Raw genomic sequence first — 14,369 nt, forward strand, 5'->3', positions numbered from 1 at the left:
AGCGTTGCCGCATGATCGAGCTTGAGGGGCTGACGAAACGGTACGGCGAGAAGGTCGCGGTCCATGACCTCACCTTCCAGGTGCGACCGGGGATCGTCACCGGGTTCCTCGGTCCGAACGGTGCCGGCAAGTCGACGACGATGCGGATGATGCTCGGCCTGGACCGTCCCACGGCGGGCGATGTGCGGATCGACGGACAGCACTACGACCGGCTCAAGGATCCGCTGAAGGCGATCGGCGCGCTGCTGGACGCCAAGGCGATGCACGGCGGGCGCAGCGCCTTCAACCATCTGCTGTGCCTGGCGCAGAGCAACGGCATCCCGCGCTCCCGGGTCACCGAGGTGCTGGACACGGTGGGTCTGACGGCGGTGGCGAGGAAGAAGGCCAAGGGGTTCTCGCTGGGCATGGGACAGCGGCTCGGCATCGCGGGCGCGCTGCTCGGCGATCCGCGGATCCTGATGTTCGACGAGCCGGTGAACGGGCTGGACCCGGAGGGCATCCACTGGATCCGCAATCTGATGAAGTCCCTCGCCGCGCAGGGCCGGACGGTCTTCGTCTCCTCGCATCTGATGAGCGAGATGGCGCTGACCGCCGATCATCTGGTGGTGATCGGGCAGGGCAGGCTGCTGGCGGACACCTCGATGGCGGACTTCATCGCGCAGAACTCGCGCTCCTATGTCCGGATCCGCTCCCCGCACCGCGAGCGGCTGCTCGACCTGCTGCACCACGAGGGGATCACGGTGGTGGAGACGGGCAGCGGGGTGCTGGAGGCCGAGGGCGGCCGGGCGGAGCAGGTCGGTGAGCTGGCCGCGCGCCACCAGATCGTGCTGCACGAGCTGAGCCCGCAGCAGGCATCACTGGAAGAAGCGTTCATGCAGTTGACCGCGGAGTCGGTCGAGTACCACGCACACGACGGTACGGCGGTGACCGGCCCGGCGCCGGTGTCGCAGCAGCAGTGGGGCGAGGGCTGGAACGGCGGTCGCGGCGGCGGCAAGGGGGGTGCGTGATCATGGCGGCGACCCAGGTCATCCGGTCCGAGTGGACCAAGATCCGGTCGGTGGCGTCCACGGTGTGGACCCTGTCCCTCGCCGTGGTGGTCACCGTCGGCCTCGGCATCCTGATCTCCGCGCTGTCCAGGAACGAGTTCGACAATCTCAGCCCGCAGGACCGGCTCGCCTTCGACCCGACCTACATCAGCTTCGCCGGGATGAGCCTGGGCCAGCTCGCGATGATCGTGTTCGGGGTGCTGGTGGTCTCCAACGAGTACTCGACCGGCATGATCCGCACCTCGCTGGCCGCGGTGCCGCAGCGCGGGACCCTGCTGTTCAGCAAGGTCGCGGTGGCCACCGCGCTGGCGCTGGCGGTCGGGATGGTGACCGGCTTCATCACCTTCTTCCTCGGCCAGGCGATGCTCGGCGACCTCAGGGCGTCCCTCGGCGACCCGGGGGTGCTGCGCGCGGTGATCGGCGGCGGTCTCTATATGACGCTGATCGCGATGTTCTCCATGGGGATCGCCGCGATGCTCCGCTCCCCGATGCTCTCGCTGGGCATCCTGATGCCGCTCTTCTTCCTGATCTCCACCATCCTGAGCGCGGTCAGCGCGACCAAGACCGTCGCCCAGTACCTCCCCGACCAGGCCGGCAGCAAGATCATGCGGGTGGTCACGCCGGTGAACGACGACACCCCCTACGGCCCCTGGGGCGGGCTCGCGATCATGGTGGCGTGGGTGGTGGCGGCGCTGCTGGGCGGCTATCTGCTGCTCAAGCGGCGGGACGCGTAGCGGAGGGGCGTGGCGGGGGGCGCCTGCGGAGGGGCTGCGGGAGGCGCCTGCGGGGGGCACGGGGGGTGTGCAGGAGGGGTGCCGGCGGGGACGGTTCGTTTGATCGTGGACCGACACCGAGCCGTAACGTTTTGCAGCGGCTTGGCCGGAACCGTCAGCACCTCGATATCCTCCTAACCCTTACGGGGGCGTATGCCCTGCTGTCCTGATCCTTTCGATGGGTGCGGAGCATGATCGAAGCAGTCGGCCTGACCAAGCGCTACGGCGACAAGACCGCTGTGTACAACTTGTCCTTCCAGGTCCGTCCGGGCGTGGTCACCGGATTCCTCGGGCCCAACGGCTCCGGCAAGTCCACGACCATGCGCATGATCCTCGGCCTGGACAACCCCACCGCGGGCCAGGTCACCATCGGCGGCCACCCCTACCGCAGGCTGCCCAACGCGCCCCGGCAGGTCGGCGCCCTGCTGGACGCCAAGGCAGTGCACGGCGGGCGCTCGGCCCGCAATCATCTGCTGAGCCTCGCCCAGCTCTCCGGCATCCCGGCCCGCCGGGTCGACGAGGTGCTCGGCGTGGTCGGCCTCCAGGATGTGGCCCGGCGGCGTTCCAAGGGCTTCTCCCTGGGCATGGGCCAGCGCCTGGGCATCGCCGGGGCCCTGCTCGGCGACCCGCAGGTGCTGCTCTTCGACGAGCCGGTCAACGGCCTCGACCCCGAGGGCATCCTCTGGGTCCGCAATCTGATGAAGTCGCTCGCCGCCGAGGGCCGGACGGTCTTCGTCTCCTCGCATCTGATGAGCGAGATGGCGCTGACCGCCGAGCACCTCATCGTGATCGGGCGCGGACAGCTCCTCGCCGATATGAGCGTGCGGGACTTCATCGCCGCGAACTCGGCCGGCTTCGCCCGGGTCCGCACCCCCGACACCGATCCCCAGCTCCGCGAGAAGCTGGCCACCGCGCTGGCCGAGGCGGGCGGCCAGGTGCTGCCAGAGCAGGACGGGGCGCTGCGGGTGATGGGGCTGCCGCTGCCGCGAATCAGCGACATCGCCCACGACAGCGACGTCCGGCTGTGGGAGCTGTCCCCGCACCAGGCGTCGCTGGAGGAGGCGTACATGCGGATGACGGCCAACGCCGTCGACTACCGCTCCACCACCGATCAGAAGTCCGGGCTCCAGCAGCCGCTGCCGCCGGGCACCCAGCCGCCCGTCCCGGTCCCGGGCCAGGGCCAGGCGGGCTGGTACGCGCCCCCGCCGCCACAGCAGGGCGGCGGGCAGCCCTTCGCCCCGCAGCCGCCGCAGGGCGCCGCCAACCCGTACCTCCAGCCCGGAGCGGCCCCCGCCCCGGGCCCGTACGGCGACCGGCCCCCGGCCCCGCAGCCGCCCCAGGCCCCCGCCCCGGCGGCACCTGCCCCGGCGGCCCCCGCCGCGCCCCCGGCCCCCGCAGCCGCCCCGGCGGCGCCCACCGCCCCCGCCGCCCCCGCCGCCGACTCCACGAAGCCCGAGGACGCCCGATGAGTACGCCCCAGCCCTACCCGCCGCAGGCCGCGCCGCCCCAGTGGCAGGCGCAGGCGCCCGGATCCGCGTACCCGGGCTACACCTCGCCGATCCCGGTGGTGCGGACGCATCTCGGGCACGCGCTCGCCTCGGAGTGGACGAAGATCAAGTCGGTCCGCTCCACGATGTGGACGCTCGGCGTCTTCGTGCTGCTGGTCGTCGGCATCGGCCTGCTGGTCGGCCTCCTGGTCAGCGCCAACACCAATCCCGGTGACATGGGCTCCGAGAGCGCGCTGACCCTCGGCTTCTTCGGGCTGCTGCTCGGCTCGATGTGCCTGATCACCCTGGGCGTGCTGACCACGGCCTCCGAGTACGGCACCGGCATGGTCCGCACGACGATGACCGCGTGCCCCACCCGGGGGCGGGTGCTGGCGGCGAAGTCGATCGTGTTCTTCACGCTCGCCTTCACCGTGACGCTGATCTCGTCCGCTTTCGTGGCCGTCGTCCAGACCGCGCTGCTGCCGGACGCCCGTGAGCCCTCGGGCGGGGAGTGGCTGAAGGCGACCGTCGGCATCTCGCTCTATCTGGCGCTGCTCGGACTGCTGTCGCTGATCATCGGCTCGATCATCCGGCACTCGGCGGGCGCCATCACCATCATGATCGCCGCCGTGCTGGCACCCCTGGTGATCGCCCTGTTCATGTTCGCGTCGTCGCTCCAGGGGGTGCGGGACGCGCTGTTCGAGTACTCGATCCCCAACCAGATGTCGATCTTCTACGCCGCCTCGCTCAGCGAGACCGGCCCGTCCGGCTGGGACCCGCTGTGGATCATCCTCGGCGTCACGGCCGCCGCCTACGCGGGGGCGTTCGCGCTGCTGCACAAGCGGGACGTGTGAGCCCACCCCCGAGAAGGGGGGCGGTCAGAACTTCGGCGCGTTACGGGACCGCTGCACCCGCGAGGTGCGGCGGTCCCGCGCGTTCCAGCACGCCTTGTGCCAGTGGCGGCGCTCGTCCACCCCCGAGTGCTGCGGCCAGGCCACCACATGCGGGACCCCGTCCGGGATCGACTGGTCGCACCCGGGGCAGCGGTACGCCTTGCCCTGCGCGCTCGCCCCGGCCACATGCCGGACGTTCCACTCCTCGCCCTGCCAGTCGGCCGAGGACTGCCAGCCCCCGTACCGCCCTGGGCCGTCGTCCTCGGGGCTGCGGCCGGCGGGGTCGGCCCCCATCGGGCCCTTGGCACGGTTGCGACGCGGGGACACGGAACACCTCTCGGGTCTATACAGGAAGCACGGTCCGTCTCCAGCGTACGCGGCACGGACCCGGGTACGCGGAACACGAAGGCCCCGCACGTCCCCCGCCGAACCGGCAACTCCCCCGCCGAATCCGCACGTCCACCGGAGAATCCGCACGTCCCTCGCCGGATCCACGCATTCTCCCGACTATCCGCAAATCTCTTCGCCGAGCCGTGACCTCGGCACGTGTCAGACGGTTATGCCGGGTGGGGGAGCTCCGCGTCGGAGCCGAGGAAGCAGGAAGACAATGCGCGTTGGAACATTCGTGTTGGCGGCCCAGTTCCCGGGTCAGGGCCAGGGGGAGGCGCTGCACCGCGCGGTCCGCTCGGCCGAGGTCGCCGAGGAGTCCGGCCTCGACTCCGTCTGGCTCGCCGAACACCACTTCGTGCCGTACGGGGTCTGCCCGTCGGCGATCACCCTGGCGGCCCTGCTGCTCGGCCGTACCCACCGCATCCGGGTGGGTACGGCGGTCAGCGTGCTGCCCACCACCCACCCCGTCACCCTCGGCGAGCAGGCCGCGCTGCTGCATCTGACGAGCGGCGGCCGGTTCTCGCTGGGCGTCGGACGCGGCGGACCCTGGGTCGATCTGGAGGTCTTCGGCGGTGGCGTCGGGGCCTACGAGCAGGGGTACCCGGAATCACTCGATCTGCTGGCCCGCTGGCTGCGCGAGCCGTCCGTCGGCGCGGCCGGCGAGCGGTACGCCTTCCGTGAGGTGCCCGTCGTCCCCAGACCGTCCGAGGCGCTGTCGGGCGCGCCGGGGCCGGAGCTGCTGGTGGCGTGCACCTCGCCGGGGAGCGTGCGGATGGCGGCGGAGCGGGGTCTGCCGATGCTGCTCGGCATGCACATCGGGGACGAGGAGAAGGCCGAGATGGTGACCCACTGGCGCAGTTGCGCACGGGCCGCCGGACACGGCGAGCGGGAGGTGCTGGACGCCGCCCATGTCTCCGCGGGCGTCTGCCAGATCGCCGACCGGCGCACGGCCGCCGAGGAGGCGCTGCTGAAGGCGATGCCGGGCTGGCTCAAGCAGGGGCTCGACGCCCATATGACGGTGGACGGGCGGGAGCGCCGGATGCGCGACCCCCTGGCGTACACCGAACTGCTCTGCGGGCTGCACCCGGTGGGCACCCCGCGGCTGTGCGCCGACCGCCTCGCGGCGACCGGTGAGCGTACGGGCATCTCCCGCTTCGCCCTGTTGGTCGAGGGCTCGGGAGACCTGGCGGCCACCGAGGAGAACGTACGGCGGCTGGGTACGGAGGTGCTGGCGCAGCTCCGCTGAGCGGGCGGGCGCGCCGGGTGGCGCCGCGGAGGCTTGCCGCTCCGTTACGTATCGCACCTCCCGTGTACGGAGCGGCAAGCCGGGCGGCAGGCCGCCTCAGCAGTCCCGGAGTTCCGGGGACTGGTTCAGCAACTGACCACGGATCGAAGTGAAACGGGCGAGCCTCTCGTCCGCCGAGTCGTCCAGCGGGAACACCGCCACCCGGTGGCAGTTCTGGAAGGCCAGCCGCACCCCGAAGTGCCGCTGAAGCGCACCACGGATCGCGTCACTCGCGAGCGCACGCAGGAGCTGCCCGCGTGCCTGCTCGTCCGGCGGGGGCGTCTGGTTGTCGGCGAAGGGACCGCCGTCCACCTTTAGCTGGGCCACCAGGGAGCTGATCATCTCCCATGCGTAGGGCAGGGAGGTCCGGACGCAGTCGACGAAGGCTGCTTCGTCGACCTCGCCTCGCTCGGCCTGTTCGAGTAGGGCCGGTGAGACGTCGAGCGACATGGGTTCTCCTCTCGCACCCCCGAACAACAGGGGTTGCCGGACAGAAAAGGGAGTACGCGACTTCGAACACGGTGCGTACACGGATCGCGACCTCCCGTTCATACGGTAGGCAACTGTTGCAGGCCGCACCAGGAGAACAGGCACACCTGGTGGACGCTTTACGCGCACAATCGGCCACGGACGAACAGGAGTGATCCGACAGAACTCGGGCAGCCTCCCGGGGGCTCCGGGACGGAAGAGACGGGTGCGCCGCGGGCGAATCGCGCGGACCCGTGCGGGTCGAGTAGCGTTGCCGACCATGCGTCTCGTCATCGCCCGCTGCTCGGTCGACTACGCCGGCCGGCTCACCGCCCATCTGCCCACCGCCCCCCGTCTGATCCTGGTGAAGGCGGACGGCAGCGTCTCCATCCACGCGGACGACCGCGCCTACAAGCCGCTCAACTGGATGTCACCGCCGTGCACGCTCAAGGAGGGCAGCGGCGAGGAGGACGGCGTCTGGACGGTCGTCAACAAGGCGGGCGAGAAGCTGATCATCACCATGGAGGAGGTCCTCCATGACTCGTCGCACGAACTCGGCGTCGACCCGGGCCTGATCAAGGATGGCGTGGAAGCGCACCTCCAGGAACTCCTCGCCGACCGGATCGAGACCCTCGGCGACGGTTACACGTTGATCCGGCGTGAATACATGACCGCGATCGGCCCGGTCGACATCCTGTGCCGGGACGCCGACGGGCAGACGGTCGCCGTGGAGATCAAGCGGCGCGGCGAGATCGACGGCGTCGAGCAGTTGACCCGCTATCTCGAACTCCTCAACCGCGATCCCCATCTCGCCCCGGTCCGCGGCGTCTTCGCCGCCCAGGAGATCAAGCCCCAGGCCCGCGTCCTCGCGACCGACCGGGGCATCGGCTGCCAGGTACTGGACTACGACGCCCTGCGCGGCATCGAGGACGACAAGCTGCGGCTGTTCTAGGGCGTCCCGAGACGCACCGGGACGATCCGCAGGACAGGCCCCGGCGCCTCCCGGCCCCCGCTCACACCATCGGCGCCCCTTCTCCCCCGGCGGGAGGGAAGGGGCGCCGATGTGCTGCCGCTGGACTCAGATGCCGGTGAGCGGGGTGTCCGAGGCGTCCGGGGTGGTGCCGGGTTCGCCGCTCGCCGTGCCGGAGGCGCTCGGCGCCGGGCCGCTCGCCGAGGCCGAACCGGTGCCGGTGGCGGTCGGGGTGGGGGTGTCGGTCGGCGGCTCGGAGCTGTCCGTGGGGCTCGGCGACCCGGAGCCGGTGCCCGAGTCGGTGGGCGTCGGGGTCGGTGAGGTGGGCGTCGAGGGGTTCGGGGACGTCGGCGTCGATGTCGACGGCTTCGGTGAGGTCCGGCTCGGGGTCGGCGACGGACCGCCGCTGCCCTGGGTGCCGCTCGGCCGGTCCGAGGGCGCGCCCGCGCCGCCGGTGCCGGTGGCCGCCGGGGTGGGGTCGTCGGCGGTGCCCGGGGTGCCGTCGGGGCCGGGGTCGGTGGGGCGGGTGGTGCCGGGGCCGTCGTCGGCGGGGTCGTCGGCGCCCAGGTTGTCGTCACCGACGCCCTGGCTCGCCGAGGGGTTGACGCCCACCTGGTCGCCCGGGGGCTCGCCCTCGCTGCTGGAGGTGGCGCCCAGGGTGACGACCGTACCCAGCACGGCCGCCAGCAGGGCGCCCGCGCCCGCCGCGACCAGATTGCGGCGGGCGAAGCCCCGCAGACCACCGAGGGCCGCTCGGGGCGGGGCCGCCGGGCCGATCCGGTGGGTCACCAGCGTGCCGTCGTCCAGCCGCTGGAGCGGGGGGAACTCGGCGAGCGAGCCCTGCACCCCGCCGAGCGGGACCGGCTCCTCGGTACGGGCGTCCGCGCCCTCCCCGGCGGCGGCGCCCAGCGCCGGGAAGCCCACCCCCGGTGTGGTGCCCGCGCGGTCGTCGACGAGGGCCAGCGCCCGGCGTCCGGCGACCGTGCCGCGCTTGTCGGCGAGGGCTGCGCGCAGCCCGATGGACGTCTCCAGCTCGGTGCGGGCCCGCTCCAGTCGGGCGCCGCACAGCGCCAGCACCCCCAACTCATGGTGGAAGTAGGACTGTTCCGCGACCTCGCCGGAGAGCCGGGCCGCCTCGCCACCGGCCCGCAGCGCCCGCTCCCAGGCGCTCCAGTGCAGTCCGGCCGCGAAGGCGGGGGCCGCGATGCGGGCCAGATGGACCGCCGGGCTCTCCTCGCCCTCGGGGGGCGCCACGGTCGCCGGCACCAGCACGGCCAGCGCCGCGAGCACCGCGTCGGCCTCGGCGCAGACCCGCTCCGGGGTCACCGAGGGGTGCCCGGCCCACCAGGCGTAGTGCTGGGCGGCCAGATGGGCGTCGCCGTCGAGGTCGTCGGCGTACCCGGCGGCCTCCAGTTGGGTCAGCACCCCGGCCGCGAGGCGGTAGCGGGAGCCCGCCGGGGAGACCAGCGCGCTGCCGAGCAGCTCGCCGAGGGCGGCGTCGGCGTGGGTGTCGCCGACCAGGGCCGGCAGATGCGCCTGGTGCGGCACCTCACCGCCGAGCGCCACGGCGAACCGCAGGGTGGCGCGGGCCGAGGGGCTCAGCCGGGAGGCGAGCAGCGCGGCGGGCGCGGCACCCTCACCGAGCGAGGGCAGGGGTATGTCGTCGTGGACCGGGTCGCCGGGGTGCGCGTCGAAGGGCGCGTCGACGGGGAGTTCGGGCAGCTCGGGCAGTTCCTGGAAGACGCCGACCTCGTCGAGGGCCTCGGCGCCCGCCCGGAGCCGGTCGCGCTGCCGCAGCAGGGCCCCGGCCTGCACGAACCGCAGCGGCAGTCCCTCCGACTCGAACCACAGGTCGCCCGCCCAGTTGGCCTCCTCCTCGGTGAGCCCCCGGCCTGCGGCGCGGGCCAGCAGATCCAGCCCCTGGGCCCGGTCGAGCCCGCCTAGGACGACCTCCTCGACGGCGGAGTCGGCGCCGGGCACGGGGGTGTCCGGGGTCGCGGCGAGCACGAAGGCGCACTCGGGGGTGGCGTCGAGGAGTTCGTCCAGGGCGGCGCCGCCGAACTCGATGTCGTCGACGACCACCACCGCGCCCACCTCGGCGAGCAGCGCGCGCAGTTCCTCGCCCTCGGGGCGGTACCGGGGCACCGCGTGGACGGCGTAGAAGAGGTCGTGGAGCAGATCGGCGGGGCCCCGGCCGATGCCGCTGAGCCGGACCACGCCGTCGGGGGCGAGATCGGCGCAGTCCTCGGCGACCAGGTCGAGCAGCCGGGTGCGGCCGGAGCCGCCGGGTCCGGTGAGCCGTACCGAACGGCCGCGGGCGAGCAGCCGGACCAGCCGCTCGCGCTCCTCCTGACGGCCCAGCAGCGGCAGCGGCTGCGGGGCGGGTCCGGGTGGTACGGGCGGGGCGGTGGCGCGGGCCGCCTCGGCGCGGGCGGCCGGGCCCTGCTTCACGGGACGGACCGGGCGCTCGCCGGGCGGGCAGATCTCGATCTCGCTGCCGTCGACGGGATTGACGGTGAGCAGCAGATCACCGGTGACGACCTGCACGGTACGGGCCGGCGCGGGTGTGTGCGGGCCGAAGTCCTGGGTGAGGGGGTCCCGGGGCGGACGCGGACGCGGCGCGTCGCCGTCGCCCTCGTGGCCGTACTCCTCGGGTCCCCGGTCGATCGGGTCCATCGGTTTCAAGCCCCCCAAAAGCGTCGTGTGGCGTGGGCCCCTCCCGGCCTGTCGCACACTGCGCTGTCGCTGCTGGTCCGGTGCCCGCTTCAGGGTGTCGGACGGCGGGCAACCGAACCGTAAACCTTGGCCCAGTATCTACGACAGCCCGGGGTGCCGGGCCGTCCGACAGGTCACGGTCTCGTGAGAATTGCGCGCGTCGAGCGGATTTCCACAGCTCACGCACACCCCGTCAGAACCCCGTTCACACCCCGGACCGCCGCCCCCCGGGTCACACCCGGGGCAGTGACTCCACGCCGAGGCCGCCCTCGACGGCGAGGATCCGGTGCAGCCGGGTGGCGACCAGCAGGCGCTGCATCTGCGGCGGCACCCCGCGCAGCACCAGCCGCCGGCCGCAGCGCCCGGCCCGCCGGTGCGCCCCCATGATCACCCCGAGTCCGGTGGCGTCCCAGGAGTCCAGCTCGGACAGATCCAGGACCAGATCGCCGACGCCGTCGTCGACCGCCGTGTGCAGGGCCGTACGGGCGTCCGCCGCGCTGCGGACGTCGAGGCGGCCCCCGACGACCAGCTCGACGTGGTCGCCCCTGATGTGCATATGCGCTCCCCGTGCTGCGTGTGTGGTGCTCCGCGGTGGTGATGTCCGTCGACGCAACCTCTGACTGCGCCGGATGCCCCCAGGTTGCCGTCTGTAAGCGAACCGATACCGAATTCACCCCGAGGTGTGATGCCCACGAGGTTTGTGCGGCCGATCGGCCGTCATTCGGGCTCAGTGGCTGTAGAAGCCCTGCCCGCTCCCGCGCCCGATGTCACCGGCGTCCACCATCCGGCGCATCGGCTCCGCGCGGTTGCGCGCCCCTGTGCGACTCCCCTGATACGCGCTGTCGTTGTGTCCCTGGCCGGACCTTAGCGGCCCGGGGGCCGTGTGTGACCGCTAAGTAACGCGCGTCACGTCTCACATGACGGACATCACACCGAGGGGAGTAACTACGCTGGACCCATGGTCAATCTGACGCGTATCTACACGAGGACCGGCGACAAGGGCACCACGAATCTGGGCGACATGAGCCGGGTCCCGAAGACCGATCCGCGGATCGCCGCGTACGCGGACGCCAACGAGGCGAACGCGGCCATCGGTACGGCGCTCGCGCTCGGCGGTCTGGACGAGGCGGTCGCGGCGGTCCTCACCCGCGTCCAGAACGACCTGTTCGATGTCGGCGCGGATCTGTCGACGCCGGTGGTGGAGAAGCCGGAGTTCCCGCCGCTGCGGGTCGAGCAGTTCTACATCGACCGGCTGGAGGCGGACTGCGACCGTTTCAACGAGCAGTTGGCGAAGTTGCGGTCGTTCATCCTGCCGGGCGGCACGGCGGGCGCGGCGCTGCTGCACCAGGCGTGCACGGTGGTGCGGCGGGCGGAGCGGTCGACGTGGGCGGCGCTGGAGCGGTACGGGGAGACGATGAATCCGCTGACCGCGACGTATCTCAACCGGTTGTCGGATCTGCTTTTTATTCTGGCCCGGGTGGCGAATGGGGAGCGGGGGGATGTGTTGTGGGTGCCGGGGGGTGAGCGGTAGCGGCGGGTGGGTGCCGCTTGGTGGCGGGGTGCGGGTTGTGGGTGGCTGGTCGCGCAGTTCCTCCCCCAGAGGGGGTACCCCCAGCGCCCCTTCAGGGGCGGTGCTCCAACTGTTTCTCTTCTTGCTCGGGGGCCTTTGAGGGCCAGATGGTGTAGGTGAGGGCTATGAGGCCGTGGATGCCCGCTCCTCTCAGGGCCACCCACTGGAAGGCCCTCAGGGACGAGGTGTCGCCCTCCCCCACGTACCAGATCGCGGCCTGGAGCAGCGCGCAGGCGACCGCCGCCGCGAGGAGCGTACGGAGCCACAGGCGGCCCTCGTGGGCGGCGCGGGCCCTGCCGTGGCGCGGGGGCCTGGGCGGGGGCGGTGCGCCGCCGAAGCGGTGGGCGGCATGGCCGTCGAGCCACTTGATCGTGTAGTGGCCGTACGCGACCGTGAAGCCGATGTAGAGGGCCGCGAGGCCGTGTTTCCAGCTCGGCTCGGCGCCGTTCCTCAGGTCGATCGCCGTCACGACGAACAGCACGACCTCCAGCAGCGGCTCGCACAGCAGCAGCACCACGCTGGTGCGCTGCCACTTCAGCAGATAGCGGGCGGCCAGCCCCAGGGCCAGCAGGACCCAGAACCCGACCTCGCAGGCGATGATCAGGGCGACGATCACGGGGTGCTCCCTTCCTTCTCCCACAAGGCTCCCGGCGGGGCGGGGCCGACGCGTCGTCGCCGGTGAGGAAGTGGCGGTACATCGAAAGATGCAGTCGGGGACCGTTCCCCGGGATCAGGCGTCCGGGCGTCCGGCCGTGTTGGATGGGGGTATGGCCGCACGTCCGTCCCGTCTGCCCCGCCCGCACCCCTTCGACGTCCGTATCGCGCTCGGCGGGCTGATCGGCGGGGCCGCGCTGGTGGCCGTCGGGCTCGGGGTGCGCCCCGAGGGCGGTCTGGGCGTGCTGGTCGACGGGCCGTGGCCGGTGCTGGTGCCGCTGGCGGTGATGGCGGGCTGCGAGGTGCTGCGCCGGACCGCGCCCGCCGTGGCGCTGCCGCTGGCGACCGTCGCGCTGGTGCTGGACCAGTTCACGCAGGGCAGCCTGGTCACCATCGTGATGTTCACGGATGTGATGTACGCGGCCGTGCTGTACGGCACGCCCGCCGCCGCCCGGCGCATCCCCTGGATCACCGGCATGCTCTCGGTGCTGGCCACCGTCGTGCCGTTCGCCCTGTGGCGGACGCCGGAGACCCTGCTGATCGGCGTCGCCACCGGCATCGTCGCCTTCGCGCCCGCGTCCACCGGGCTGATCGTGCGCAATCACCGCGAGGCCGCCGACGCCGCCCGGCTGCGGGCGGAGCAGACCGCGCTGCTGGCCGAGATGGACCGGCGGCAGGCGGTGATCGCCGAGCGCGCCCGGATGGCCCGGGAGCTGCACGACATGGTCGCCAACCATCTCTCCGCCATCGCCATCCACTCCAGCGCCGCCCTCTCCCTCGGCGACGACCAGACCTCCCGGGACGCCCTCGCGGTGATCCGGGAGAACAGCGTGGAGGGCCTCGCCGAGATGCGGCGGCTGATCGGCATCCTGCGCGACGACAGCGGTGACCGGGAACCGGCGGCGGCGCCCACCCTCGACGGGCTCGACGCCCTGGTGGAGAGCGCCCGCGCCAACGGCCTGGCGGTGACGCTGGACGCCGACTGCGGCGAGGGACTGCCCGCGCCGGTCGGGATGGCCGCGTACCGGATCGTCCAGGAGTCGCTGACCAACGCGCTCAAGCACGCGGGGCCGGGGACGGTCACCGTGGCGGTGGTGCGGCGCAGGGACTCCCTGGCGGTCACCGTGAGCAGTCCCTGCGGCGACCGGGACGGGCCGCGCGCACCGGGGTCCGGGGCCGGGCTGGTGGGGATGCGGGAGCGGGCCACCCTGCTGCACGGCACCTTCGAGGCCGGCCCGGAGGAGTCCGGGGACCCGGCGCGGCGCACGTTCTGGACCGTCCGGGCGTCGCTGCCCGTGGCCGAGGGGGAGTCGGAATGAACCCGTCCGCAGTGGGTGAGGGCGCCCGGGTGATCCGGGTGCTGGTCGCCGAGGACCAGTCCGCGGTACGGGCCGGGCTGGTGCTGATCCTGCGCAGCGCGCCCGACATCGAGGTGATCGGAGAGGCGGCGGACGGCGAGCAGGCGGTGGCGCTGGCCCGGGAACTGCGGCCGGATCTGGTGCTGATGGACATTCAGATGCCCCGGCTGGACGGGGTGTCGGCGACCCGGACGGTGGTCGCGGAGGGCCTCGCGGACGTCCTGGTGCTGACCACCTTCGATCTGGACGAGTATGTCTTCGGGGCGCTGCGGGCGGGCGCCTCGGGGTTTCTGCTGAAGAACACCGACGCCCGGGATCTGCTGACGGCGGTCCGTACGGTGGCGCGCGGCGAGGGACTGATCGCCCCGGCGGTGACGCGGCGGCTGATCGCCGAGTTCGGGGCGAGGCCGGAGAAGCGGCCGGGTACCGATCCGGCCGTGCTGGAGGTGCTCACCCGGCGGGAGCGCGAGGTGCTGTCCTGTCTCGGCGAGGGGCTGTCCAACGCGGACATCGCGGCCCGGCTGGACATGGCGGAGGCGACGGTGAAGACGCACGTCAGCCGCTTGCTGGGGAAGCTGGAGCTGCGCAGCCGGGTGCAAGCGGCGGTACTGGCGCAGGAGTTGGGTATCTAGCCGACGGGGGCGCCCCGGCGGCCGTGCCGCATTGAACAACCTCCTTGGGCAATGGTCCAGACCTATTGACCGGTGGTCCAGACCTTTCTATTCTCGCGTCACTACGCCATGCCCATGGCAAGGCGTCA

General features: G+C 72.4%; 14 protein-coding genes. 9 read left to right on the top strand and 5 right to left on the bottom strand.

What is annotated here, in order from left to right; all coding sequences use genetic code 11:
• Window positions 1-11: 11 nt before the first annotated feature.
• The 4 genes from AB0O01_RS29710 (at window position 12) to AB0O01_RS29725 (ending at window position 4,160) form a co-directional block, all read left to right on the top strand.
• The gene (locus AB0O01_RS29710) at window positions 12-1,007 is read left to right on the top strand and encodes an ABC transporter ATP-binding protein (protein ID WP_365318129.1); all 996 of its coding nucleotides are present in this window, start codon (window positions 12-14) and stop codon (window positions 1,005-1,007) included.
• A gap of 2 nt (window positions 1,008-1,009) precedes the next feature.
• On the top strand, window positions 1,010-1,780 hold the full coding sequence (locus tag AB0O01_RS29715) for an ABC transporter permease (protein ID WP_365318131.1): 771 nt from the start codon (window positions 1,010-1,012) through the stop codon (window positions 1,778-1,780).
• 230 nt (window positions 1,781-2,010) lie between these two features.
• Complete coding sequence (locus AB0O01_RS29720; RefSeq protein ID WP_365318133.1) at window positions 2,011-3,288, top strand: ABC transporter ATP-binding protein; 1,278 nt, start codon at window positions 2,011-2,013, stop codon at window positions 3,286-3,288.
• Complete coding sequence (locus AB0O01_RS29725; RefSeq protein ID WP_365318134.1) at window positions 3,285-4,160, top strand: ABC transporter permease; 876 nt, start codon at window positions 3,285-3,287, stop codon at window positions 4,158-4,160. Before AB0O01_RS29720 ends, AB0O01_RS29725 begins: the two co-directional genes overlap by 4 nt.
• Window positions 4,161-4,184: 24 nt before the next feature.
• Here the strand turns inward: AB0O01_RS29725 and AB0O01_RS29730 are convergent, their stop codons facing one another.
• Complete coding sequence (locus tag AB0O01_RS29730) at window positions 4,185-4,526, bottom strand: ATP/GTP-binding protein (RefSeq protein WP_365318136.1); 342 nt, start codon at window positions 4,524-4,526, stop codon at window positions 4,185-4,187.
• A gap of 280 nt (window positions 4,527-4,806) precedes the next feature.
• Between AB0O01_RS29730 and AB0O01_RS29735 the strand changes: the two genes are divergently transcribed.
• A complete protein-coding gene (locus AB0O01_RS29735; protein ID WP_365318138.1) occupies window positions 4,807-5,835 on the top strand; it encodes an LLM class flavin-dependent oxidoreductase in 1,029 nt (342 codons plus the stop codon).
• A gap of 96 nt (window positions 5,836-5,931) precedes the next feature.
• Here the strand turns inward: AB0O01_RS29735 and AB0O01_RS29740 are convergent, their stop codons facing one another.
• Entirely contained in the window at window positions 5,932-6,324 is a 393-nt protein-coding gene (locus AB0O01_RS29740; RefSeq protein ID WP_365318140.1) for an SCO5389 family protein, read from the bottom strand.
• A 298-nt stretch (window positions 6,325-6,622) separates the two neighbouring features.
• Between AB0O01_RS29740 and nucS the strand changes: the two genes are divergently transcribed.
• Entirely contained in the window at window positions 6,623-7,294 is a 672-nt protein-coding gene (gene nucS / locus AB0O01_RS29745; RefSeq protein WP_365318142.1) for an endonuclease NucS, read from the top strand.
• Window positions 7,295-7,420: 126 nt separating this feature from the next.
• Here the strand turns inward: nucS and AB0O01_RS29750 are convergent, their stop codons facing one another.
• Complete coding sequence (locus tag AB0O01_RS29750) at window positions 7,421-9,988, bottom strand: ATP-binding protein (protein WP_365318144.1); 2,568 nt, start codon at window positions 9,986-9,988, stop codon at window positions 7,421-7,423.
• A 271-nt stretch (window positions 9,989-10,259) separates the two neighbouring features.
• A complete protein-coding gene (locus AB0O01_RS29755) occupies window positions 10,260-10,583 on the bottom strand; it encodes an STAS domain-containing protein (protein WP_365318145.1) in 324 nt (107 codons plus the stop codon).
• A gap of 402 nt (window positions 10,584-10,985) precedes the next feature.
• Between AB0O01_RS29755 and AB0O01_RS29760 the strand changes: the two genes are divergently transcribed.
• Complete coding sequence (locus AB0O01_RS29760; protein WP_365318146.1) at window positions 10,986-11,558, top strand: cob(I)yrinic acid a,c-diamide adenosyltransferase; 573 nt, start codon at window positions 10,986-10,988, stop codon at window positions 11,556-11,558.
• Between the two features lie 91 nt (window positions 11,559-11,649).
• Here AB0O01_RS29760 and AB0O01_RS29765 read toward each other — a convergent pair whose 3' ends face one another.
• The gene (locus tag AB0O01_RS29765) at window positions 11,650-12,213 is read right to left on the bottom strand and encodes a hypothetical protein (protein ID WP_365318148.1); all 564 of its coding nucleotides are present in this window, start codon (window positions 12,211-12,213) and stop codon (window positions 11,650-11,652) included.
• Window positions 12,214-12,364: 151 nt separating this feature from the next.
• Here AB0O01_RS29765 and AB0O01_RS29770 point away from each other — a divergent pair, with 151 nt between their 5' ends.
• Window positions 12,365-13,570: a histidine kinase gene (locus tag AB0O01_RS29770; protein ID WP_365318150.1), complete on the top strand. Its 1,206-nt coding sequence runs from the start codon at window positions 12,365-12,367 to the stop codon at window positions 13,568-13,570.
• Between the two features lie 29 nt (window positions 13,571-13,599).
• The gene (locus AB0O01_RS29775; protein WP_365318376.1) at window positions 13,600-14,241 is read left to right on the top strand and encodes a response regulator transcription factor; all 642 of its coding nucleotides are present in this window, start codon (window positions 13,600-13,602) and stop codon (window positions 14,239-14,241) included.
• The last annotated feature ends 128 nt before the right edge of the window (window positions 14,242-14,369 follow it).

This window comes from Streptomyces sp. NPDC093252 (genome assembly GCF_040683675.1).
Taxonomy (GTDB): Bacteria; Actinomycetota; Actinomycetes; order Streptomycetales; family Streptomycetaceae; genus Streptomyces.